Origin of the sequence: Paenibacillus tyrphae (assembly GCF_024158745.1) — a bacterium.
Classification (GTDB): domain Bacteria; phylum Bacillota; class Bacilli; order Paenibacillales; family NBRC-103111; genus Paenibacillus_G; species Paenibacillus_G tyrfis_A.
The window spans coordinates 67,320-86,414 of sequence record NZ_JAMZAW010000012.1; the positions used below are offsets into that span (position 1 = coordinate 67,320).

At 57.1% G+C, this 19,095-nt stretch carries 16 protein-coding genes; 11 read left to right on the forward strand and 5 right to left on the reverse strand.

Translation table 11 applies throughout. The features are described 5' to 3' along the window. The first annotated feature begins 10 nt into the window (after positions 1 to 10). From adhE to pflA, 3 genes are read left to right on the forward strand one after another with little or no spacing between them, the layout of a single operon-like run. Entirely contained in the window at positions 11 to 2,635 is a 2,625-nt protein-coding gene (adhE, locus tag NI000_RS18870; RefSeq protein WP_301292578.1) for a bifunctional acetaldehyde-CoA/alcohol dehydrogenase, read from the forward strand. Between the two features lie 33 nt (positions 2,636 to 2,668). Beyond that, positions 2,669 to 4,942, forward strand: a complete 2,274-nt coding sequence (gene pflB, locus NI000_RS18875) for a formate C-acetyltransferase (RefSeq protein WP_253413013.1) — start codon at positions 2,669 to 2,671, stop codon at positions 4,940 to 4,942. Continuing rightward, complete coding sequence (gene pflA, locus NI000_RS18880) at positions 4,939 to 5,664, forward strand: pyruvate formate-lyase-activating protein (RefSeq protein ID WP_253413014.1); 726 nt, start codon at positions 4,939 to 4,941, stop codon at positions 5,662 to 5,664. Before pflB ends, pflA begins: the two co-directional genes overlap by 4 nt. Positions 5,665 to 5,708: 44 nt before the next feature. On the opposite strand, the gene NI000_RS18885 is transcribed toward pflA, so the two are convergent. After that, positions 5,709 to 5,837, reverse strand: a complete 129-nt coding sequence (locus tag NI000_RS18885; RefSeq protein ID WP_253413015.1) for a DUF6254 family protein — start codon at positions 5,835 to 5,837, stop codon at positions 5,709 to 5,711. A 207-nt stretch (positions 5,838 to 6,044) separates the two neighbouring features. Between NI000_RS18885 and NI000_RS18890 the strand changes: the two genes are divergently transcribed. Together NI000_RS18890 and NI000_RS18895 are read left to right on the forward strand one after the other, a co-directional pair. After that, complete coding sequence (locus tag NI000_RS18890) at positions 6,045 to 7,622, forward strand: basic secretory protein-like protein (protein ID WP_253413016.1); 1,578 nt, start codon at positions 6,045 to 6,047, stop codon at positions 7,620 to 7,622. Between the two features lie 196 nt (positions 7,623 to 7,818). Then, complete coding sequence (locus NI000_RS18895; RefSeq protein ID WP_253413165.1) at positions 7,819 to 8,856, forward strand: HD-GYP domain-containing protein; 1,038 nt, start codon at positions 7,819 to 7,821, stop codon at positions 8,854 to 8,856. Between the two features lie 145 nt (positions 8,857 to 9,001). On the opposite strand, the gene NI000_RS18900 is transcribed toward NI000_RS18895, so the two are convergent. From NI000_RS18900 to NI000_RS18915, 4 genes are all read right to left on the reverse strand, one after another. Beyond that, entirely contained in the window at positions 9,002 to 10,255 is a 1,254-nt protein-coding gene (locus NI000_RS18900; protein ID WP_253413017.1) for a CynX/NimT family MFS transporter, read from the reverse strand. After that, on the reverse strand, positions 10,252 to 10,956 hold the full coding sequence (locus tag NI000_RS18905; protein WP_253413166.1) for a FadR/GntR family transcriptional regulator: 705 nt from the start codon (positions 10,954 to 10,956) through the stop codon (positions 10,252 to 10,254). Before NI000_RS18905 ends, NI000_RS18900 begins: the two co-directional genes overlap by 4 nt. Positions 10,957 to 11,132: 176 nt before the next feature. Further along, positions 11,133 to 11,315 carry a hypothetical protein gene (locus NI000_RS18910; RefSeq protein WP_253413018.1) on the reverse strand — a complete coding sequence of 61 codons (183 nt, stop codon included), beginning with the start codon at positions 11,313 to 11,315 and terminating at the stop codon, positions 11,133 to 11,135. 105 nt (positions 11,316 to 11,420) lie between these two features. Continuing rightward, the gene (locus NI000_RS18915; RefSeq protein ID WP_054977682.1) at positions 11,421 to 11,858 is read right to left on the reverse strand and encodes a MarR family winged helix-turn-helix transcriptional regulator; all 438 of its coding nucleotides are present in this window, start codon (positions 11,856 to 11,858) and stop codon (positions 11,421 to 11,423) included. Positions 11,859 to 12,074: 216 nt separating this feature from the next. On the opposite strand from NI000_RS18915, the gene NI000_RS18920 reads away from it, so the two are divergent. From NI000_RS18920 to NI000_RS18945, 6 genes are all read left to right on the forward strand, one after another. Beyond that, on the forward strand, positions 12,075 to 12,497 hold the full coding sequence (locus tag NI000_RS18920) for a MarR family winged helix-turn-helix transcriptional regulator (protein WP_253413019.1): 423 nt from the start codon (positions 12,075 to 12,077) through the stop codon (positions 12,495 to 12,497). Positions 12,498 to 12,543: 46 nt separating this feature from the next. After that, positions 12,544 to 13,197: an HlyD family secretion protein gene (locus tag NI000_RS18925; protein ID WP_253413020.1), complete on the forward strand. Its 654-nt coding sequence runs from the start codon at positions 12,544 to 12,546 to the stop codon at positions 13,195 to 13,197. A 33-nt stretch (positions 13,198 to 13,230) separates the two neighbouring features. Next, the gene (locus NI000_RS18930) at positions 13,231 to 14,805 is read left to right on the forward strand and encodes a DHA2 family efflux MFS transporter permease subunit (protein WP_253413021.1); all 1,575 of its coding nucleotides are present in this window, start codon (positions 13,231 to 13,233) and stop codon (positions 14,803 to 14,805) included. Between the two features lie 58 nt (positions 14,806 to 14,863). Then, a complete protein-coding gene (locus tag NI000_RS18935; protein WP_253413022.1) occupies positions 14,864 to 16,102 on the forward strand; it encodes an efflux RND transporter periplasmic adaptor subunit in 1,239 nt (412 codons plus the stop codon). A 49-nt stretch (positions 16,103 to 16,151) separates the two neighbouring features. Further along, positions 16,152 to 17,891: a hypothetical protein gene (locus NI000_RS18940; RefSeq protein ID WP_253413023.1), complete on the forward strand. Its 1,740-nt coding sequence runs from the start codon at positions 16,152 to 16,154 to the stop codon at positions 17,889 to 17,891. Between the two features lie 218 nt (positions 17,892 to 18,109). Then, positions 18,110 to 19,072, forward strand: a complete 963-nt coding sequence (locus NI000_RS18945) for a D-2-hydroxyacid dehydrogenase (RefSeq protein ID WP_253413024.1) — start codon at positions 18,110 to 18,112, stop codon at positions 19,070 to 19,072. Positions 19,073 to 19,095 lie beyond the last annotated feature (23 nt).

Genomic DNA, 19,095 nt, shown 5'->3' on the forward strand with positions numbered 1-19,095 from the left:
AACGACACGAATGGAGGAAACATCAATGGCCGTTAAAGAAGTGAAAGCCGACGCAAAAGCAGCCGCGCTCGAGGAAGTGAACAAGCTTGTAGCCCGGGCAAGAAAAGCGCAAGAAGCATATCTGAAGCTGGATCAATCCCAAGTGGACGACATTGTGCAGCATATGGCGCTTGCCGGGCTCGATCGGCATATGGTATTGGCGAAAATGGCGGTGGAGGAAACCGGCCGCGGAGTATACGAAGACAAAATCACCAAAAACATATTCGCTACCGAGTACATCTACCACAGCATCAAGCATAACAAGACGGTCGGCGTGATCGATAACAATCCGTACGAGCATTACAAGACGGTGGCTGAACCGGTCGGAATCATCGCCGGGGTGACGCCGGTCACGAACCCGACGTCGACGACGATGTTCAAGTCGCTGATCGCCGCCAAAACGCGCAACCCGATCATCTTCGCGTTCCATCCGTCGGCGCAGCGCTCCAGCGTAGCGGCTGCCTCTACGCTGCTGGAAGCGGCTGTGAAGCACGGAGCTCCGGAGCACGCCATTCAGTGGGTAGAGAATCCGTCCGTAGAGGCGACTCAGCTTCTGATGAATCATCCGGACGTAGCGCTGGTGCTCGCAACGGGTGGTTCCTCCATGGTGAAAGCAGCTTACAGCACCGGCAAGCCGGCGCTTGGCGTAGGGCCGGGCAACGTTCCTTGCTTTATCGAGAAAACGGCTGATCTGCCGCAGGCGGTAACGGACCTGATTCTTTCCAAAACATTCGACAACGGGATGATTTGCGCTTCCGAGCAAGCGGTCATTCTGGAAGAACCGATTTACGAGCAAGCCAAAAAGCTGATGAAGGAGCTGGGCTGCTACTTCCTGAACGCCGAAGAAACCGAAGCGGTATCGAAGTTGGTCATCAACTCCGAGAAATGCGCGGTTAACGCGGTTATCGTCGGCCAACCGGCCGTCAAGATCGCAGCCATGGCTGGCCTTACGGTACCAAGCGATACGAAGGTGCTCGTAGCCGAGCTCAAGGGCGTAGGTGACGCTTACCCGCTGTCTGCGGAGAAGCTGAGCCCGGTGCTCGCTTGTTATAAAGTGAAAAATGCAGCGCAAGGCATCGAGCGCGCGGCAGAAATCGTCGCCTTCGGCGGCATGGGGCATTCCTCGGTCATCCATTCCAAGAACGAGGAAATCGTTCAGGCATTCGCGGCTCGACTGCAAACCGGACGCGTCATCGTCAATGCGCCATCGACACACGGGGCGATTGGAGACATCTACAACACGAACCTGCCTTCGCTGACGCTCGGCTGCGGCTCCTACGGGCATAACTCGACGACCGCCAACGTTTCCGCCGTCAACTTGCTCAACCTGAAGCGTGTCGCCGAAAGGACGGTCAATATGCAGTGGTTCAAGGTGCCGCCGAAAGTATATTTTGAAAAAGGCTCGACGCAATATTTGGAGAAAATGCCCGATATTACCCGGGTGATGATCGTCACCGACGCGATGATGGTGAAGCTCGGCTACGTGGAGCGCTTGGAGTATTATCTGCGCAAGCGGAAGCAGCCGGTTGCTATCGAGGTGTTCTCCGAGGTTGAGCCGGATCCTTCCGTCGATACGGTAGACCGCGGTACGGCCCGTATGGCAGCATTCAAGCCGGACTGCATTATCGCGCTGGGCGGCGGATCGCCGATGGACGCGGCCAAAGCGATGTGGCTGTTCTACGAATATCCGGACACGAGCTTCGATTCGCTCAAGCAGAAGTTTCTCGATATCCGCAAACGGGTGTACAAATATCCGCGCCTCGGTCAGAAAGCGAAGTTCGTCGCAATCCCGACGACATCGGGCACAGGCTCGGAAGTGACTTCTTTTGCAGTCATTACGGATAATCATAAAGGCAACACCAAGTACCCGCTTGCCGATTACGAGCTGACGCCGGACGTGGCGATTATCGATCCGGAATTCGTCTACAGCTTGCCGAAAACAGCCGTTGCGGATACGGGGATGGACGTGCTTACGCATGCGATTGAAGCGTACGTCTCGGTGATGGCGAACGATTATACGGACGGATTGGCGATGAAAGCCATTCAGCTTGTATTCGAGCATCTGGAAAATTCGTTCCACACCGGCGACCCGCTGGCACGGGAAAAAATGCATAACGCTTCGACGATTGCTGGTATGGCCTTCGCCAATGCCTTCTTGGGCATCAACCACAGCTTGGCGCACAAATGGGGCGGCGAATACCATACGGCGCACGGCCGCACGAACGCGATTCTGATGCCGCACGTCATCCGGTACAATGCGCAGAAGCCGACCAAGTTCGCATCGTTCCCGAAATACAATCATTTCATCGCGGACAAACGGTATGCTGAGATTGCTCGAGTACTGGGCCTGCCGGCGAAGACGACGGAAGAAGGCGTGAACAGCCTGATCGCCGCGGTGCGCAAGCTGAATCAATCGCTTGGCATTCCGGAGAGATTCCAGGATCTCGGCTTCGATCCGGCAGACTTCGAAGCGAAGGTCGATGTGCTCGCGGACCGCGCGTTCGAGGACCAATGTACGACAGCGAATCCGCGCCTGCCGCTCGTGACGGAGCTGGCGGACGTTTACCGCAACGCGTTCTACGGGAAATTCGAATAAAAAGAGACGACTTCTTGGAGAGGAGACCCAACTATGAGCTTGAAAGAAACAGAATTGAACCGGAATCCCGAACCATCGGAGGCTTGGCGCCAGTTCGTGTCGGGCAAGTGGCAGCATCGGATCGACGTAAAAGATTTCATCGACCGGAATATTTCACCCTATACGGGAGGCTCGGAATTTCTGGCCGGACCGACGGAAGCAACGACGGATCTCTGGCAGCAGCTTAGCGTACTGATGCGCAAGGAACGGGAAAACGGAGGGGTGCTGGACGTTGATGTCCACACCGTCTCCACCATTACTTCCCATGCGCCGGGGTACATTGACAAAGAAAAAGAACGGATCGTCGGTCTCCAGACCGACGCCCCGCTCAAACGTTCCGTCCAGCCGTTCGGCGGCATCCGCATGGTGGTCGACGCCTGCAAGGCTTACGGCTTCGAACTGCCGCAAGAGCTGGTGCAGCTGTTCACCGACATCCGGAAAACACATAACCAAGGCGTATTCGACGCTTATACGACTGACATGAAGACCGCAAGAAAGGCCGGGATTATCACCGGGCTGCCGGACGCCTACGGCCGCGGCCGTATCATCGGCGACTACCGCCGCGTAGCGCTTTACGGTACGGACCGGTTGATCGCGGACAAGAAGAACGATCTGCTTCAGCTGGAAACCGATGCGATCACGGAAGACATCATCCGCGCCAGAGAAGAGCTGTCGGAGCAAATCCGCAGCTTGGACGAACTGAAGCGGATGGCGCAATCGTACGGCTACGACATCTCGGTCCCGGCCACGAATGCGCAGGAAGCGGTACAGTGGCTGTACTTTGCTTACCTCGGCGCGATTAAGGAACAGAACGGCGCCGCGATGAGCTTGGGCCGCGTCTCCAGCTTCCTTGACATCTACATTGAACGGGATTTGCAGAACGGCACGCTGACTGAGGAAGAAGCGCAGGAGCTGATCGACCAATTCGTCATGAAGCTGCGGATCGTGAAATTTTTGCGCACGCCGGACTACAACGAACTGTTCAGCGGCGACCCGACTTGGGTGACGGAATCCGTCGGCGGCATGGGGATGAACGGCGTGACGCGGGTAACGAAGAACTCCTTCCGCTTCCTGCACACGCTCTACAACCTCGGCCCGGCGCCCGAGCCGAACTTGACCGTGTTGTGGTCGGCCGATCTGCCGGATGCCTTTAAGCAATATTGCGCCAAAGTGTCGATCGAGACGAGCTCGATTCAATACGAGAACGACGATTTGATGCGGATGGAGTACGGCGACGACTACGGGATCGCCTGCTGCGTATCCGCGATGCGGATCGGCAAGCAGATGCAGTTCTTCGGAGCGCGGGCGAACCTTGCCAAAGCGCTGCTGTATGCGATCAACGGAGGCGTCGACGAGAAGCTCGGCATTCAAGTCGGGCCGGAGACGGTGCCGATTACCTCGGATGAGCTCTCGTACGACGAAGTCATGAGCAAATACGACAAAATGTTGGATTGGCTCGCGAAGCTTTACATGAACACACTCAACGTCATTCATTATATGCACGACAAGTACAGCTACGAGCGGCTGGAGATGGCGCTGCACGACCGGGAGATTTTGCGGACGATGGCTTGCGGCATCGCGGGCTTGTCCGTCGTGGCGGACAGCTTGAGCGCCATCCGTTATGCCAAGGTGAAGCCGATCCGCAACGAAAAAGGCATCGCCGTCGATTTCGAGATTACCGGCGAGTATCCGCAGTACGGCAACAACGACGAACGGGTTGACCGGATGGCCGTAGAGCTGGCTGAGTCCTTCATGAACAAGCTGCGCAAGCATAAGACGTACCGCGGCGCGCTGCCTACAATGTCCGTGCTGACGATTACGTCGAACGTCGTCTACGGCAAGAAGACCGGCAGCACGCCGGACGGCCGGAAAGCCGGCGAGCCGTTCGCACCTGGTGCGAACCCGATGCATGGCCGCGACCGCAAAGGCGCGCTCGCTTCGCTGGCATCGGTAGCCAAGCTGCCTTACGAGCACTGCCTCGACGGCATCTCGAACACGTTCTCCATCGTGCCGAAGGCGCTCGGCCGGGAGACAGACGTGAGATCGCAAAATCTCGTCGCGATGCTGGACGGCTACGCGACAAGCGGCGGCCACCACTTGAACGTGAACGTGTTCAACCGCGAGCAACTGCTGGATGCAATGGAGCATCCGGAGGAATATCCGCAGCTGACGATCCGCGTATCGGGCTATGCCGTCAACTTCATCAAGCTGACCCGGGAGCAGCAGCTTGACGTCATCAACCGGACGTTCCACGGCTCGATCGGATGAAAGGACGCATCCATTCGCTCGATACGTTCGGCACGGTAGACGGGCCGGGCATCCGCTTCGTGCTCTTTATGCAGGGCTGCGCTCTGCAATGCGGGTTCTGCCATAATCCCGACACGTGGGAGACGGCCACAGGCCGTGTGGTAGAGGTCGCGTCCGTGCTGGACGAAATCGAGCCGTTTCTTCCGTATTACCGCAGCTCGAACGGCGGATTGACCGTGACCGGCGGCGAACCTACGCTTCAGGCTCCCTTTGTGGCCGCGCTGTTTCGGGAAGCGAAGAAACGATGGAATTTGCATACCGCGCTGGACTCGTCGGGCTTCTGCGAGCCGGAGCATGCAGGGGAACTGATGGACGTGACGGATCTCGTCCTGCTGGACCTCAAGCATATCCGCAGCGACAAGCATCGGGCGCTGACAAGCCAGCCGAACGAACGAATACTCCGGTTTGCCCGCTGGTTGTCGGACCGCGGACAGCCGGTCTGGATCCGCCATGTGCTGATCCCGGGCGTCACCGACGACGCGGGGGATCTGCTGGAGCTTGGCCGCTTCATCGGGTCGCTGGGCAACGTGCAAAAAGTGGAGGTGCTGCCTTACCACCGGATGGGCGTCTACAAGTGGGAGCAGCTCGGAAAAGCCTATCCGCTGGAGCATGTGCCGACGCCAAGCGACCGGGAGCTGGAGCGGGCGAAACGTTTGATTGATCAGGGAAGAGAGCAAGCTTAGAAGGAAGACCCTGCGGACATGCCATCCGCAGGGTCTTTCGCGTTTTAGCGGCTGGGCTGCTGCGCGTCGTACTCGTCCGAATACGCAGCCAAGGACTTGATTTTACCGTGCGGCTGCTGGGTTTGCTTGCGGATTTTCCATTGGTTTTCCTTGCGGCGTTTTGAATGGCTCATCGCAATTCAGCTCCTTTGGGCATGGTAAAAATCGGCCTTGCCTCCTTAGGATGGCGGCAGAAAGGTTATTTCATGTATTGGAATAATATGGAATTAATGATACTATATTAGTAGTCTTGCATTTGCAGAGAGGAGGGTGCCGCGATCATCGTTTCATAGGCTTTCTAAGGCTGAAAGGCCGAGTATACGATAAGGAGGAATATTAGGATGAAGAAGAGTCTTTTGTTAGCCGCTATGATGCTTGCAGGTGCGACCACATCGGTCTTTGCCGATGCTTCCCCGCAAGCCGCCGCCTTTCCCATTGAGAGAACGCAAGGCGGCACGGTGACGTCCAACGGCCAAAGCCCGGCCGAGGAGGAGAAGGAGAACTCGTTCGATAATCTCTTGAAGACTAAGTGGTTGACCTTTCAAAGCACAGGGTGGCTTCAGTATGCTTTTCCGAACCAAAGCTCTTATGTGATTACTTCCTACTCGATTACCGCCGCAAATGATTTCCCCGAGCGTGACCCGAAGGATTGGACCTTGAAAGGCTCCAACAACGGAACGGACTGGACCGTGCTGGATACCCGCCAGAATGAAAGCTTCGATTGGCGGTTCCAGACGAAGACGTACAACATCCCGAACCAAACGGCGTATAAGTATTATCGGCTGGAATTAAGCAACCATAGCGGATCGATTCTTCAGCTTTCCGAGGTGAAGCTTTACGATGCGCAGCAGTGGCCCGAACCGGCCAAGGCACAGATTACGGCAAGCGGCGAAAACCTGCCGGACGAAGGCAAGGACAAGCTGAACGACGGGTCCAGTCTGACCAAATGGCTGACCTTCCAGAAGTCCGGTTGGGTCACTTATCGTTTCGACCGGCCGATTGCCATCGACGGTTATGCTTTGACTTCGGCTAACGACTTCCAAGAGCGCGATCCGGCCGAATGGACGCTTCAAGCATCAAACGATGGGAAGCAGTGGGTTACTTTGGATACCCGCAAGGGAGAGCAATTCCGATACCGCTATCAGCGGACCGGCTACAGCGTCCGTTCCGACGCGAAATACAGCTATTATAAGCTAAACATGAAAGCCAACGGAGGCAACGAGCTGCAGCTTGCGGAAATTGAGTTCATCCCTAAAGATAGCCCGTTTCAAAGCATCCTGCCCGGCATTGAAATCCGCAATCTGGATGCCCAAGGAAACGGCAAGCTGTTCGATCAAGCTCTTCCGGATGCGCAGGAGCAAATCAAGTTGATTATTTTGAAACTAAACGAAATCTTGTACGGACAACCGAACCGGATGGATGTGGGTCCGAAGAAGGTCGTCATTTTCATTAAAGACGAGGATGGGGTCGCCTGGGCCGGCGGGACCCCTGTGGAGGGGCAGGTCACCATCAGCTCGCGGCATCTTAAAAACGTCAGCAATTCCAGCACGCCGCTGCGGCATGAGATTTTGGGCATTTTGTATCATGAGCTGACGCATCTTTATCAATTGGATGACGACCGCTACGATCAGATCGGGTATATGATCGAAGGCATGGCTGATGCGATTCGCTTCAAAGTCGGTTATCACGACCGTCTCTCGGTACGAAAAGGAGGCACCTGGAAGGACGGCTACGGGGTGACGGGCAATTTCTTCGTTTGGATCGACGAGCATAAGCGTCCCGGATTTTTGCGGGAGCTGAACCAGAGCCTGTCGCCATTCGACGGCGTGGAATGGAACGAGAGCGTATTCCAGAAGCTGACGGGTTCCGATGTCCTCTCTTTGTGGAACGAGTACCAGCTCTCTTTGCCGAATCCGTAAGCGGCTGATCCGGTCTCCGTCGTATTTTTGCGGCGATGCTGCCTTAACCTTAATCTCTTGTATCCGTCCCGTTTTTGAGACTTTCGTCGCGCAACTTTCGTTGACAAGGCCCATCCCGGGGTGTACGCTTAGGGTTATGTAGGTCGAATTACCCGGTTCTGCCAATCCATACTACGGGAGGGGAACGATAGTGAAGATGGAATGGATCAAGTCCGAATCCGGGGCGGGTGCCATGGAGTCCGAAGAGCTCTGGCATACGGGGATTCGGATCGGCGGCAATACGTATTTTTGTCCGGTATCGTTGGGAAGGAAAATCAGCTACGGGCTGTGGCTGGTCATGTTCGTCAGCCTGCTCGCTGCGGTCTGGATCAACATGAATGTCCAGTCGCCGGCGCTGCTCGGGTTATATGCGGTTCCCGTGCTCATATTTGCTTTGTTCGTGTTCAACGTTTATTTGGTCGGCGCATTTTCGGCGGGGGTTACGGCACTGTGGGTGTATTTTACAGGGGCCGGATGGCCCGGTCTGGCCGGAGCGGGGGGATTGCTGCTGCTCGCATTGCTGGTGCAGCGGGTCGTCATTGTGTCCCGGCGCAACTTCCGGCAGCGCGAAGAGTATGAGGAGCTGTTCATGAACACGATTCTCTCGTTCTCCAAAAGCATCGACGCGCGTGACCCGTACACGGCGTTCCATTCGAAGAATGTGGCCGATTACGCTCGGGATATCGCCGTAGAGTTGGGTTTGTCCAAGCAGGAGACGGAGGCCGTTCATCTGGCCGGACTCATTCACGACATCGGCAAAATCGGTACGCCGGAATCGATACTCAAGAAGGAAAGCCGGCTCACCGAAGAGGAATACGACATCATGAAGCGTCATGCGGAAGACGGCTACCAGATCATCAAAGGCATCAAACGACTGCAGGAGCTCGGCGTCACCGCGATGGTCCGGCACCATCATGAACGGATGGACGGTAAAGGCTATCCGATGGGCTTAAAAGGCGAAGAAATCCCGCTGGGGGCGCGCATACTCGCGGCCAGCGATTCCTTCGACGCGATGACGACGAACCGGTCCTACCGGGCGAAGCTGTCGACGGAGACGGCGGCCGAAGAGCTTCGGCGGTACAGCGGAACGCAGTTCGACCCGGAGGTCGCCCAAGCGCTGCTAAGGGTGCTCGTCCGTCAAGGCAAGCTGCCGGCAGCGGAGCCGCAACCCGCAGGACAAGTACAGCCGGCTTGACCGAGATGAATATATGGCGTTATCGCCCGATACAGATCGTTCCCGATCGATCGTATCGGGCTTTTTTTGCGCTCGCACGTCGGGAGAATAACGTGAAAAAACGCGGGAAGCCCTCTCCGGACTTCCCGCGTTTTGACGTACCTGCTCAGCGATTCCCTTTTGCAGCTTCCTTTTCCTTGTCAGCTTCAGCCATCACGTAGCCGTATTTCCCGGCCTTCAGACCGGCCAACAGCAGCCCGCCTGCAGCGACGAGAAGCAGGATTAGGGGAATGGTCCAGCCGCCTGTCGAGTCGTGAATGAAGCCGAAGAGCGTCGGGCCGACCGCAGCCAGCAAATACCCGAACGATTGGGCCATGCCGGACATCTCTGCGGATTGACGAACCGACTTCGTGCGCAGGGCGAAGAACATGACGGCCAGCCCGAAGCCAGACCCTGCGCCGATGCCGACGAGAATGACCCAGAGTGGAACGAGCCAGGCCGTATCGGTAACCAGCAGCCCGAGATATCCAACTAAAAATAGGGAAGCGACGCCGACGGCCAAGCCCCGCTGATCGGCACGCCGCCCGGCAAGGATCGGCATAAAGAACGTCGCCGGTAGGCTTGCGAACTGCATGATCGAAATCATCCAACCGGCGGACACCGCGCTCATGCCGCGATCCTGCAATATGGCAGGGAACCAGGAAATATTGACATAGAAAAACAGCGACTGCAGTCCCATGAACAGCGTAATTTGCCAAGCCAGCGGAGAGCGCCAGAGCGAATCGCTTTTGACGGCCGCACTCGTCTGTACCGCTTGCGGAAGCTGGCGCGAACGAAGCATCGGCAGCCAAGCGGCGAGGGAGACGATGGCCAGAAGCGCCCAACTGCCGAGCGCCCCCCGCCATCCCAAGCCTAGCCCCTGCGAAATCGGGATACTAACCCCCGAAGCGACGGCGGCGCACAGATTCATGGAGACGGAATAAATCCCGGTCATCGTTCCGACGTTGTTCGGGAACTCCCGCTTGATCAAGGCCGGCACCAGCACGTTGCTCACGGCAATGGCGACACCGATAAGCGCCGTGCCTGCGAACAGTGCCGCGACCGAAGAAAGCGAGCGCAGCAAAATGCCTGCAAGCAGGACGATCAGACCGGCGAACAGCGTATGCTCCATGCCCAGCCGCCGGGCGATCCGCGGCGAGAGCGGTGAAAGGAGCGCGAAAGCAAGCAGCGGGAGCGTGGTCATCATGCCCGCCCACGTATTGGAAATCCCCGTTTCCCCGCGTATTTCTCCGATAATCGGCCCGACGGCCGTTAACGGAGCGCGCAGGTTGGCGGCAATCAGGACGATGCCGATAATAAGCAGGCTTAGACCGGCACGGGTCTGCACTCGAGAGCTGACGGCATCTTGAGCCGGAATCATACGGACCCCTCCTTGCGCACATCTTCTTGCAGAAGGTTCAGCGATTCCCGGATATAGCGGCGTACGGCTTCGGCGGCCGCAGCCGGGTCTTGGGCGGCGATGGCGTCGACCATTTGGCAGTGCGAGCGAGAGGCTCCGTCTACGATGACCGAGAGGTCGAGGGTCTGGTCGATGGACGATTCCAAGGCATCGGTCATGTGCTCATAGAGGTCGATCAAGACGCTATTGCCGGTTGCCCGGACGATCGCATGATGCAGCTTCAGGTCCGCTTCGATGTAGCCTTCGATGTCCTGCGCCGCCGCAGCGGCATCGCATGCCGACAGCAGGGAGCGGAACGTCTCGATGTCCTCCGGCGTACGCCGCATGGCAGCCAGCCTTGCCGCCTCCTGTTCGAGCGCGCAGCGGACCTCCAGCGTCTCTGTGGCGTTCGAGCGCCGCAACCGGCGCACGAGAGCGGGACCGAGGCTGCTTGAAGAGCGCACGTAAGTGCCGTCGCCCTGGCGTGCCGTCAGAAGTCCGGCGTGGATTAGGGCCCGCACCCCCTCGCGAACGGTATTCCGGCTGACGCCTAACTGCTTGACGAGCTCAGGCTCGACCGGGATGCGCGATCCGACCGGCCATTGACCGGATTCGATAAGCGATTCCATCTGGGAAACGACCTGTTCCACCAGCGTGGAGCGCGTGGTTTGTTTCAATTCCATCTTGTAAACCTCCAAACATCCGATGATTGGGATATTGGATAATATAGCACGTATTCGTTCTGCGGGCAAGACATGTGCGACGTGGGAAATCGTGCGGCTTTTGTCTGCCGTGAAAGAAACGCGTTATAAAAATAAGAGCCCCCAAGCGATATCGCCGCCCGGGAGCCTCGTATACGTCATTTCCATTCTTTCCGTCCGTCCAGGTGCAAATCCTCCAGCGTGTACTTATGATTCCACAAATATTCCATATCGTAATCGGTCGTATCGCGCAGAACGAACTCCAGCAGCACAGCCATAAAAGCGACAATGATCATGCCGAGCAGCATCAGGCACATGAGAAACGAGATCGTATGGACCAAGGTGATCGCATCCTTTCCTGCCGTATGCTACCAGTTTATGAACGTTTCGCGAAAAAATGATAGAAAAGCAAAACGAAGGCTTCCCGACCGGGTTGCCTTCGCCGCTTACACGTTTACTTCTTGCGTTTCAGTCAATATCGCTTTGCAAATGCGGGTCAAATGTTTAATGTCCTCGTCGGGCAGCTTTCCGAAATACTCCTCGACCACTCGCTGGCGGTGCAGGTGGAGCTCCTCGATGATTTCTTTTCCCTTCTCGGTAATCTCCATATAGACCACTCTCCGGTCTTCCTCGGAGCGGGTTCTTTCGGCGAATCCGCCGGAAATCAGCTTATCGGAAAGCGATGTCACCGCGCCCGACGTGATCCAGAGCGCGTCGGCGATTTGTGAGACCTTCAGCGGACCTTCGTTTTGCAATTTTTCCAGAATAACCGCTTGCGAGGCGGAGACGCCATGCGCTTCAAAGCGGGTCCAACTGGCTTTCACTTTGCGAAACATTAGGCGGAACGCTTCCTCCAGCTCATATAAATCTTGTCGGTGTACCATAATAGCCCCCTTAAATTGTTACCGGTAAAGATAGAGTTCGACAAAATATTAAGTAATACGCAGGTTGCCCCCTTTGGTTTCAAAAAGTTTTCAACGCCACATTTTTGTCATGAAAATTTTGATTGACGCTAAAAATTTTCCGTGTTAATTTATTTAATGTTAAATCATTGCACTATAAAATTATTTTAATCTAAAAATAATAAGAGGAGGGAAGCCTTGAGCAATCTGGAGCAAAAGCTGACGGAGCTGGAAGGACTGATTGCCGTCGCCGTGCGCCACGCCCGCCGCTGGTCGCCACCTGATGCAGACTTGTCGAAGCAGCAAATCCAATTGCTGCATGCCTTGTGCGGCAAGCAGCGGGTGACCGTGACCGAGCTGGCGGAGGAACTGCAGCTATCGGCAAGCGCGACGACGATCGCGGTGAACCGGCTGGAGCAAGCCGGCTTTGTGAAGCGGAGCCGGGACGAAGCGGACCGCCGCGTCGTTTGGCTCGAGCCGTCCGATGAGGCGGTCAATCACATGAAGGAATTTCGGCTGTTCAAACAAAAGCTGCTGATGCAAATGTTCGGCGGCTTATCGGAGGAAGAGACGGAGCAGTTTATCGCATTGGTCCGCAAAATGATCTCCACGCTGGCTTGAGCATTAAGACACCGACACGGGACCTTAGGAAAGGAGCTTCATCCGAATGAAGAAAAAAATCATTATGCTGACCGTACTGGCTTTGGTGCTGGTGGGGGGAGGGACCGCCGGTGCGTACTACTACAATATCGCGAGCAAGTACATAACGACAGAGGATGCGAAAGTGCAGGGCGATCTGCGCGCCATCGGCTCGCTGGCCGCCGGGAAGCTGATCGAGTGGCGCTATAAGGAGGGCGACTCGTTCGGCAAAGGCGACGTGCTCGGCATTGTGGAGACATCGCCGGCCAAAGGAACGACCCCGGCCATGACGGCGGAGATCATTGCTCCGGATGCCGGAACGATGATTCAATCGAACGCGGTGAAGGATCAGACGGTTGCGCCTGGCGGGACGCTTGCTTTGAATGCCGATCTGAATCAGCTGTACGTTACGGCCAATTTACAGGAAACGGAAATCACAAGCGTCCAAGTGGGCAACAAAGTGACGATCCGGATCGACGCGTTCAAGGACACGGAGTTTACGGGACGGGTGGAGCGGATCGGCCTCGGGACTAATTCTTCTTTTTCCCTGCTTCCTTCCTCTAACGCCAGCGGCAATTATACGAAGGTGATTCAGCGGATTCCGGTCAAAATCGCACTGGACGATTTCCAAGGGAAACGGCTCATTCCGGGTTTGAATGCAACCGTCAAAATCGAGAAATAGGGGCATCCGGGAACGGAAGGAGGAACACTCGGAATGAACGACCAAGCCACAGATCAGGCTAAAGCCTCTTCCAAAGGGTCCGGACTTGCCATGCTGGCCATTATTCTCGGCGTCTTCATGGCGATTCTCGATACGAGCATCGTCAACGTGGCGATCCCGAAAATGATGAACGTCTTCGGCGTCAGCCAATCGCAGATCGAGTGGGTCGTCACAGCTTATTCGCTGGTCAGCGGGGCGCTCGTGCCGGCGACGGGCTATCTGGGCGACCGCTTCGGCTATAAGCGGATGTATGTCATTTCGCTTGTTATTTTTACGATCGGCTCCGGACTGTGCGGCATCGCATGGAGCAACGAAAGCATGATTGTGTTCCGGATCATTCAGGCGATCGGCGGCGGCGCGATGATGCCGATCAGCATGTCGATGATCTTTCGCATGTTCCCGGTCGAGAAGCGGGGCATGGCGATGGGACTGTTCGGAATCGCGATCATGTTCGCCCCGGCTACCGGCCCGACGCTGAGCGGCTATATCGTCGAATATTTGGACTGGCGGCTTATTTTTACGATCAACGTGCCTATCGGGATTGTGGACATCTTCCTGTCGATGGCCGTACTGCAGGAATTCAAGATGGAAGTCAAAAAGCGCTTCGACGTCTGGGGATTTCTTACGTCGAGCACCGGGCTGGCCACGCTGCTTTACGGCATCGGCAAAGTGTCGGAAAAAGGCTGGGGCGACAGCGAGGTCGTCGTATTTCTTACCCTAGGGTTCGCGTTCCTGGTGACCTTCGTTGTTTTGGAGCTGACCGTGAAGGAACCGATGCTCGATTTAAGCCTGCTGAAAAACGGCATGTATACGTTGTCGCTGCTCGTTTCGAGCCTCGTGACCGTCATCATGATGGGGATGCTGTTTCTGCTCCCGATTTTCCTGCAGAACATTTCGGGCTTATCTGCGGTCGAAACCGGCTTGATTTTGCTGCCGCAAGCGATCGCTTCCGGCATTATGATGCCGATCGCCGGCGGGTTGTTCGATAAATTCGGGGCGCGTCCCTTGGCAGTCATCGGACTGCTGATTACGGCGGCAGCGCTGTTTCTAACCTCGAATCTGAGCATGGAAACCTCGCGCGCGACGATCATTTTCTGGCTGACGCTTCGTGCGGTCGGCATGGGGCTTATGATGATGCCGGTACAGACCGTAGGCATGAATACCGTGCCGATGGAGAAGGTCGGTCAAGGGACCGCGCTTTCCAATACGATCCGGCAGGTGAGCGGCGCGTTCGGCATTGCCTGGCTGTCGCTGTTATTCGGGGACCGGAAAGATTTTCATACGGCTTACTTGTCCGATCAGCTGAATAGGGTATCGACAACGGTGATCGACCAAGTGACGAAAATTCAAAATCAGTTTATCGCGATGGGTCAGTCGGCCGCGCAGGCCAAAATGAGCGCCATGAACTATATCGGAGGACAGGTGCAGATTCAATCGACGATCATTGCGCTGGATGACGTCTTTTATTTGACCGCCGGACTTTCGTTGCTTGCCGTTGTTCTCAGCCTGTTTCTCAAAGGCGCAAAAGCCAAAGGCGGGTCCGGCGGCGTGCATATGATGGGCGAATAAACTCAACAGGACGAACGGGCGGCCGAACGTTCGGTAAAGCAAAGGAGCGGGGAAATCCATGACCTATAAAAACCAAGAGAACGCCGGCTGGAAGCGGAGCGCGCTGGCCGGGCTGGCCATTCTGCTGACCGCTGCCACAGCCGCGGGCTGCTCGACGGCGAACGCGGGGGAGAGCGGGCCCAAGCCCGTGAAGGTGGCTGCCGTCTCGAAGATGCAGCTGGACGGTTCGTCGGAGCAGGACGCCGATGCGGTTCCGTACTCGCAGGCCAATGTCGTCGTCAAAACGAACGGCGATGTGGCGGAACTGTTCAAAAAACGCGGGGACGCGGTCGCGGCGGGCGAAGTGCTGTTTCGGCTAGATTCCACGGATGCCGTCCGCAACAAGGAGAAAAACCGGTTGTCGCGGCAAAACCTCGAATCGCAATTGGATAAAACAAGCAAGGATATTGCCACCAATAAAGGCGTCCTGAACAATACGATCGAGAAGCTGGAGCTGCAAATCGCCGATCTCGAAAAAGCATACAATAACGCGCGGAACGACTATGATGCGGGCACGGCCCCCAAATCGCAGGTGGACAAGGCGGAGACCCAGCTGAAAACGGCCCTTCTTGATCTGGACACATCGAAGAAGCAGCTTGCGAATCTGGAATCGACCGATCCGCTCGCTCCGCTGCAAATCCAGATCGAAAGCACGGACCTGGCGCTGCAGGATATCGAGAAGAATTTGTCCGACTTCGACGTGAAGGCGCCGATTGGCGGGCTGTTGACGGACTTGTATCCCGAGCAGGGCGTGACCGTTGCTCCCGGGTATGTCGCGGGCGTCATTCAGCAGATCGATCCGATCAAGCTGCATGCCGACGTGACCGAGACGACGGCGAAGCTGGCCCGCGGCAAAAAGGACATTCCGTTCGTCATCCAGGACACGGGCGAGAAAATGACGGGGAGCGTCGCCTATATGGCCGATGTGATGAGCCCGCAAAGCAAAACCTATGTGCTGGAGCTGACCGCGCCTAACCCGGATCAGAAGCTGAAGCCGGGCATGCGGGTGAAGCTGCAGCTCGGCAGCGATGCGAAGCAGGAGGCGCTGACCGTTCCGGCTTCGGGCATCGTGAAGGAAGGGAACGATAACTTCGTCTTCGTGCTGGCAGGCGACCATGCCGAGAAGCGCAAGGTAACGCTCGGACGGGAAAGCGGATCGAACCGCGAGGTGCTCGGCGGGGTGAAGGAAGGCGAGCAGGTGATCGTATCCGGGCAGCGGGAGCTGAAAGATCAAGACAAGGCGGTTGTCCGCAACTGACGCTTCGCCGCCGACAAACGAACGACTTACGAATAATGGAGGACATCCTATGCATACATGGAAAAGAGTAGTTTCAACGGCGCTGATTGTGTCCTTGGCCTTGTCTTTTCAAGGAGCCGTACGGGCGGAAAATCCGCAGCCGGCCGTCGATGTGCGGTATCCGGCCGTGCTGTCCGGTCCGATGCAGGTGAAGGTGAAGAGCCTGCTCAGCGAACGGGCGAACGGCGGTACACGCATCGGCGTCGTCGTGAAAATGTATAACGTCTGGGGGAGTGCGGCCCGCGTGCCGGATTATGAGCTGCGCGTCGTCACGTCGGCGGGTACCAGCTATGTGCTTAAGCCAAGCGCAGACAATCCCGGCTCCGTACCCGCGTCCTCTTCGGTCGAGCTTAGCTATATGGCGCAAATCGACCGTACCGATGCGGTGCAGCCGACCGATCTCGTATGGGTGGACGTGAACAAAGACGTCTATCCGAAAGTGGAGACCTCCATGCTAAAGCTGCCGGTAAGCAGCTTGGTCTGGTATGGGGACGCGACGGATAACGGTTCGATTCCCGTCAAAGCATGGGGGACGCCGTTTGCCATCCCGGGCATCGAATCTTCCTTGGAGTATGCGCCGGTCGGCTTGACCAAACAATTCAAGGATGGGGCGCCTGTCGAGCTGCTTCAACTGCTGGTGACCAATACCGGTACCCAGACCGAGACAGTTCCGGCGTTTACGGTGGACGGCAAGGCGGCCGGTCAAATTTACAAAGGGTCCCGCCAGGATCAAGCGGCCGTCAACGTCGATCCGAAAGAGAAAAAGTACTTATACATCTCGATTCCTTACGAAGCCGACAAGCCGCTCGAAAGTTTGACCGTGCAGACGCCGGATAGCTACAAAATTCCGAACCGGACGGATGCGGCGGCAGCCGTCAGCTATTCCGTTGGCCGGCTGCGCATAGCGCTTTCCGAGACGCAGCCCGGCAGCCCAAGTGCGCTTCCTACGGTGGAAGGCTTCGGCACGCGGCTTGCCTTCGATTCGCTGAACAGCGCGGTGCATCCCGACCTGGCCGTATCGGTCGTGGACTTCCGGCTGTACGAAAACAAAGGGCAGAGCTATCAGACCGGCGTCGTAAAGCTGAAGCTGGATAACCGCAGTGACAAGCCGCTGCCGGTGCCTCAATTGGCGGCGGAGCTGATCGGCGCGAGCGCCTCCTCGTACACGGGCAGCCAGCAAAAGACGGCGGCGCAGGAGGTGCTGCCCGGAACGGCGTACGTGATGAATTACACCTTCATGCTGCCGCTTGCCGGTGATGGGGATCATTTTACACTGAAGTTCAGCGATAGCAAAACCGCTGCACCGTACAAAACGGCAATCGGGCAGGTTGGTTTGAACGTGAATCAGACGAAGAACGAGGAAGGGTCCGTCTTCTTCTATCCGTATGAGCTTAAGGTGAAAGACTGGTCGCTGACTTATACGACCGGTACAAACCCGACCACGAGGTCGTATACCTATACGTACAAGCTGAAATGGAACGTCGATCTGAAGACGACCGAACCGGTCATCGTGGACGCGGGCTATTCCAAGCTGCAGCTGGTGATCGAGGGCAGCGATACCCGCGAAGTCGCCAGACAGACGCTCAGCTTGACGGGCGAGGGGCGCGTAGAGAACGGCGAGCAGTCGATTTACTTTACCGACACGCCGTCGGACCAATTCGATCATCCACTGACGATGCGGGTATATGAAACGGTCGACACGCCGTACGGTCCGGCCCGCCGGTTGATCGGGACGCTGCAGCAGCCGTGACCCGGACACGGCTTCAGGCTTGACGGAAAGTTCCGCTTGCAAGGTCTTGAATAGACTTTGCAGTCGGGACTTTTTTCGTTGAAGGATGAAGCAGAAAGCGTGAGCGGTTTCAATTTACGCCTTACGGAAAAAGCGGTATGATGAAGATAATTGGGTCAAGCTTCCTCCTGTCGGATGATCGGGCGGAACGGGACTTTAGGGCTGATATGGAGGTTGGAATGGAGCAGATTGTCGTACTTGACGGCTATACGCTGAATCCCGGCGATCTGAGCTGGGAAGGGCTGGAACGATTAGGATCGGTTGCTCTGTACGACCGGACGCCGGTCGAGGAGATTGTGGATCGGGCAAGAGCCGCCGGTATCGTGCTGACAAACAAAACGCCGCTGTCGGCGGATACGATTGCGCAGCTGCCGAATCTTCGTTACATCGGGGTGCTGGCGACGGGATACAACATTATTGATACCGAAGCGGCGTTGGCGCGGGGCATTGTCGTCACCAACGTGCCGGATTACGGCACGCATGGGGTGGCGCAGTTCGTGTTCGCCCTGCTGCTGGAGCTGTGCCAGCGCGTCGGGCGGCACGACGAAGCGGTGAAATCCGGGGAATGGAGCGTTTCCCCGGATTTCAGTTTCACGAAGACGCCGCTCGTGGAGCTGGCGGGGAAAACGATGGGCCTGATCGGGCTCGGCCGCATCGGGCGGCAAACCGCGCGCATCGCCGAAGCGTTCGGCATGCGCGTCATCGCCGTCGGCAGCGGACGCACCCAGTCCACCCCCGTGGAGGGGGTGGACTGGGTGACGCTGCCGGAGCTGCTGCAGCAGGCTGACGTCATCAGCCTGCACTGCCCGCTCACGCCCGCGACGCACGGGCTGATCAACCAAGACCGCATCGCCCTCATGAAGCCTTCGGCGATGCTGATCAACACCGCCCGCGGCCCGCTCGTCGTCGAGAGTGACCTGGCCGCGGCGCTGCGCGAAGGCCGCCTTGCGGGCGCGGGTCTGGACGTGCTGTCGACGGAGCCGCCGCACCCGGACAACCCGCTGCTCGCGGCCCCGAACTGCATCGTCACCCCGCATATCGCTTGGGCGACGAAGGAAGCGCGGGCCCGCCTGATGGACACGGCGTGCGCGAACGTCCGGGCTTTCCTCGAAGGAAAGCCCGTCAATACGGTGCCGGAATAGTCGGCCCGTCATTATAATACAGA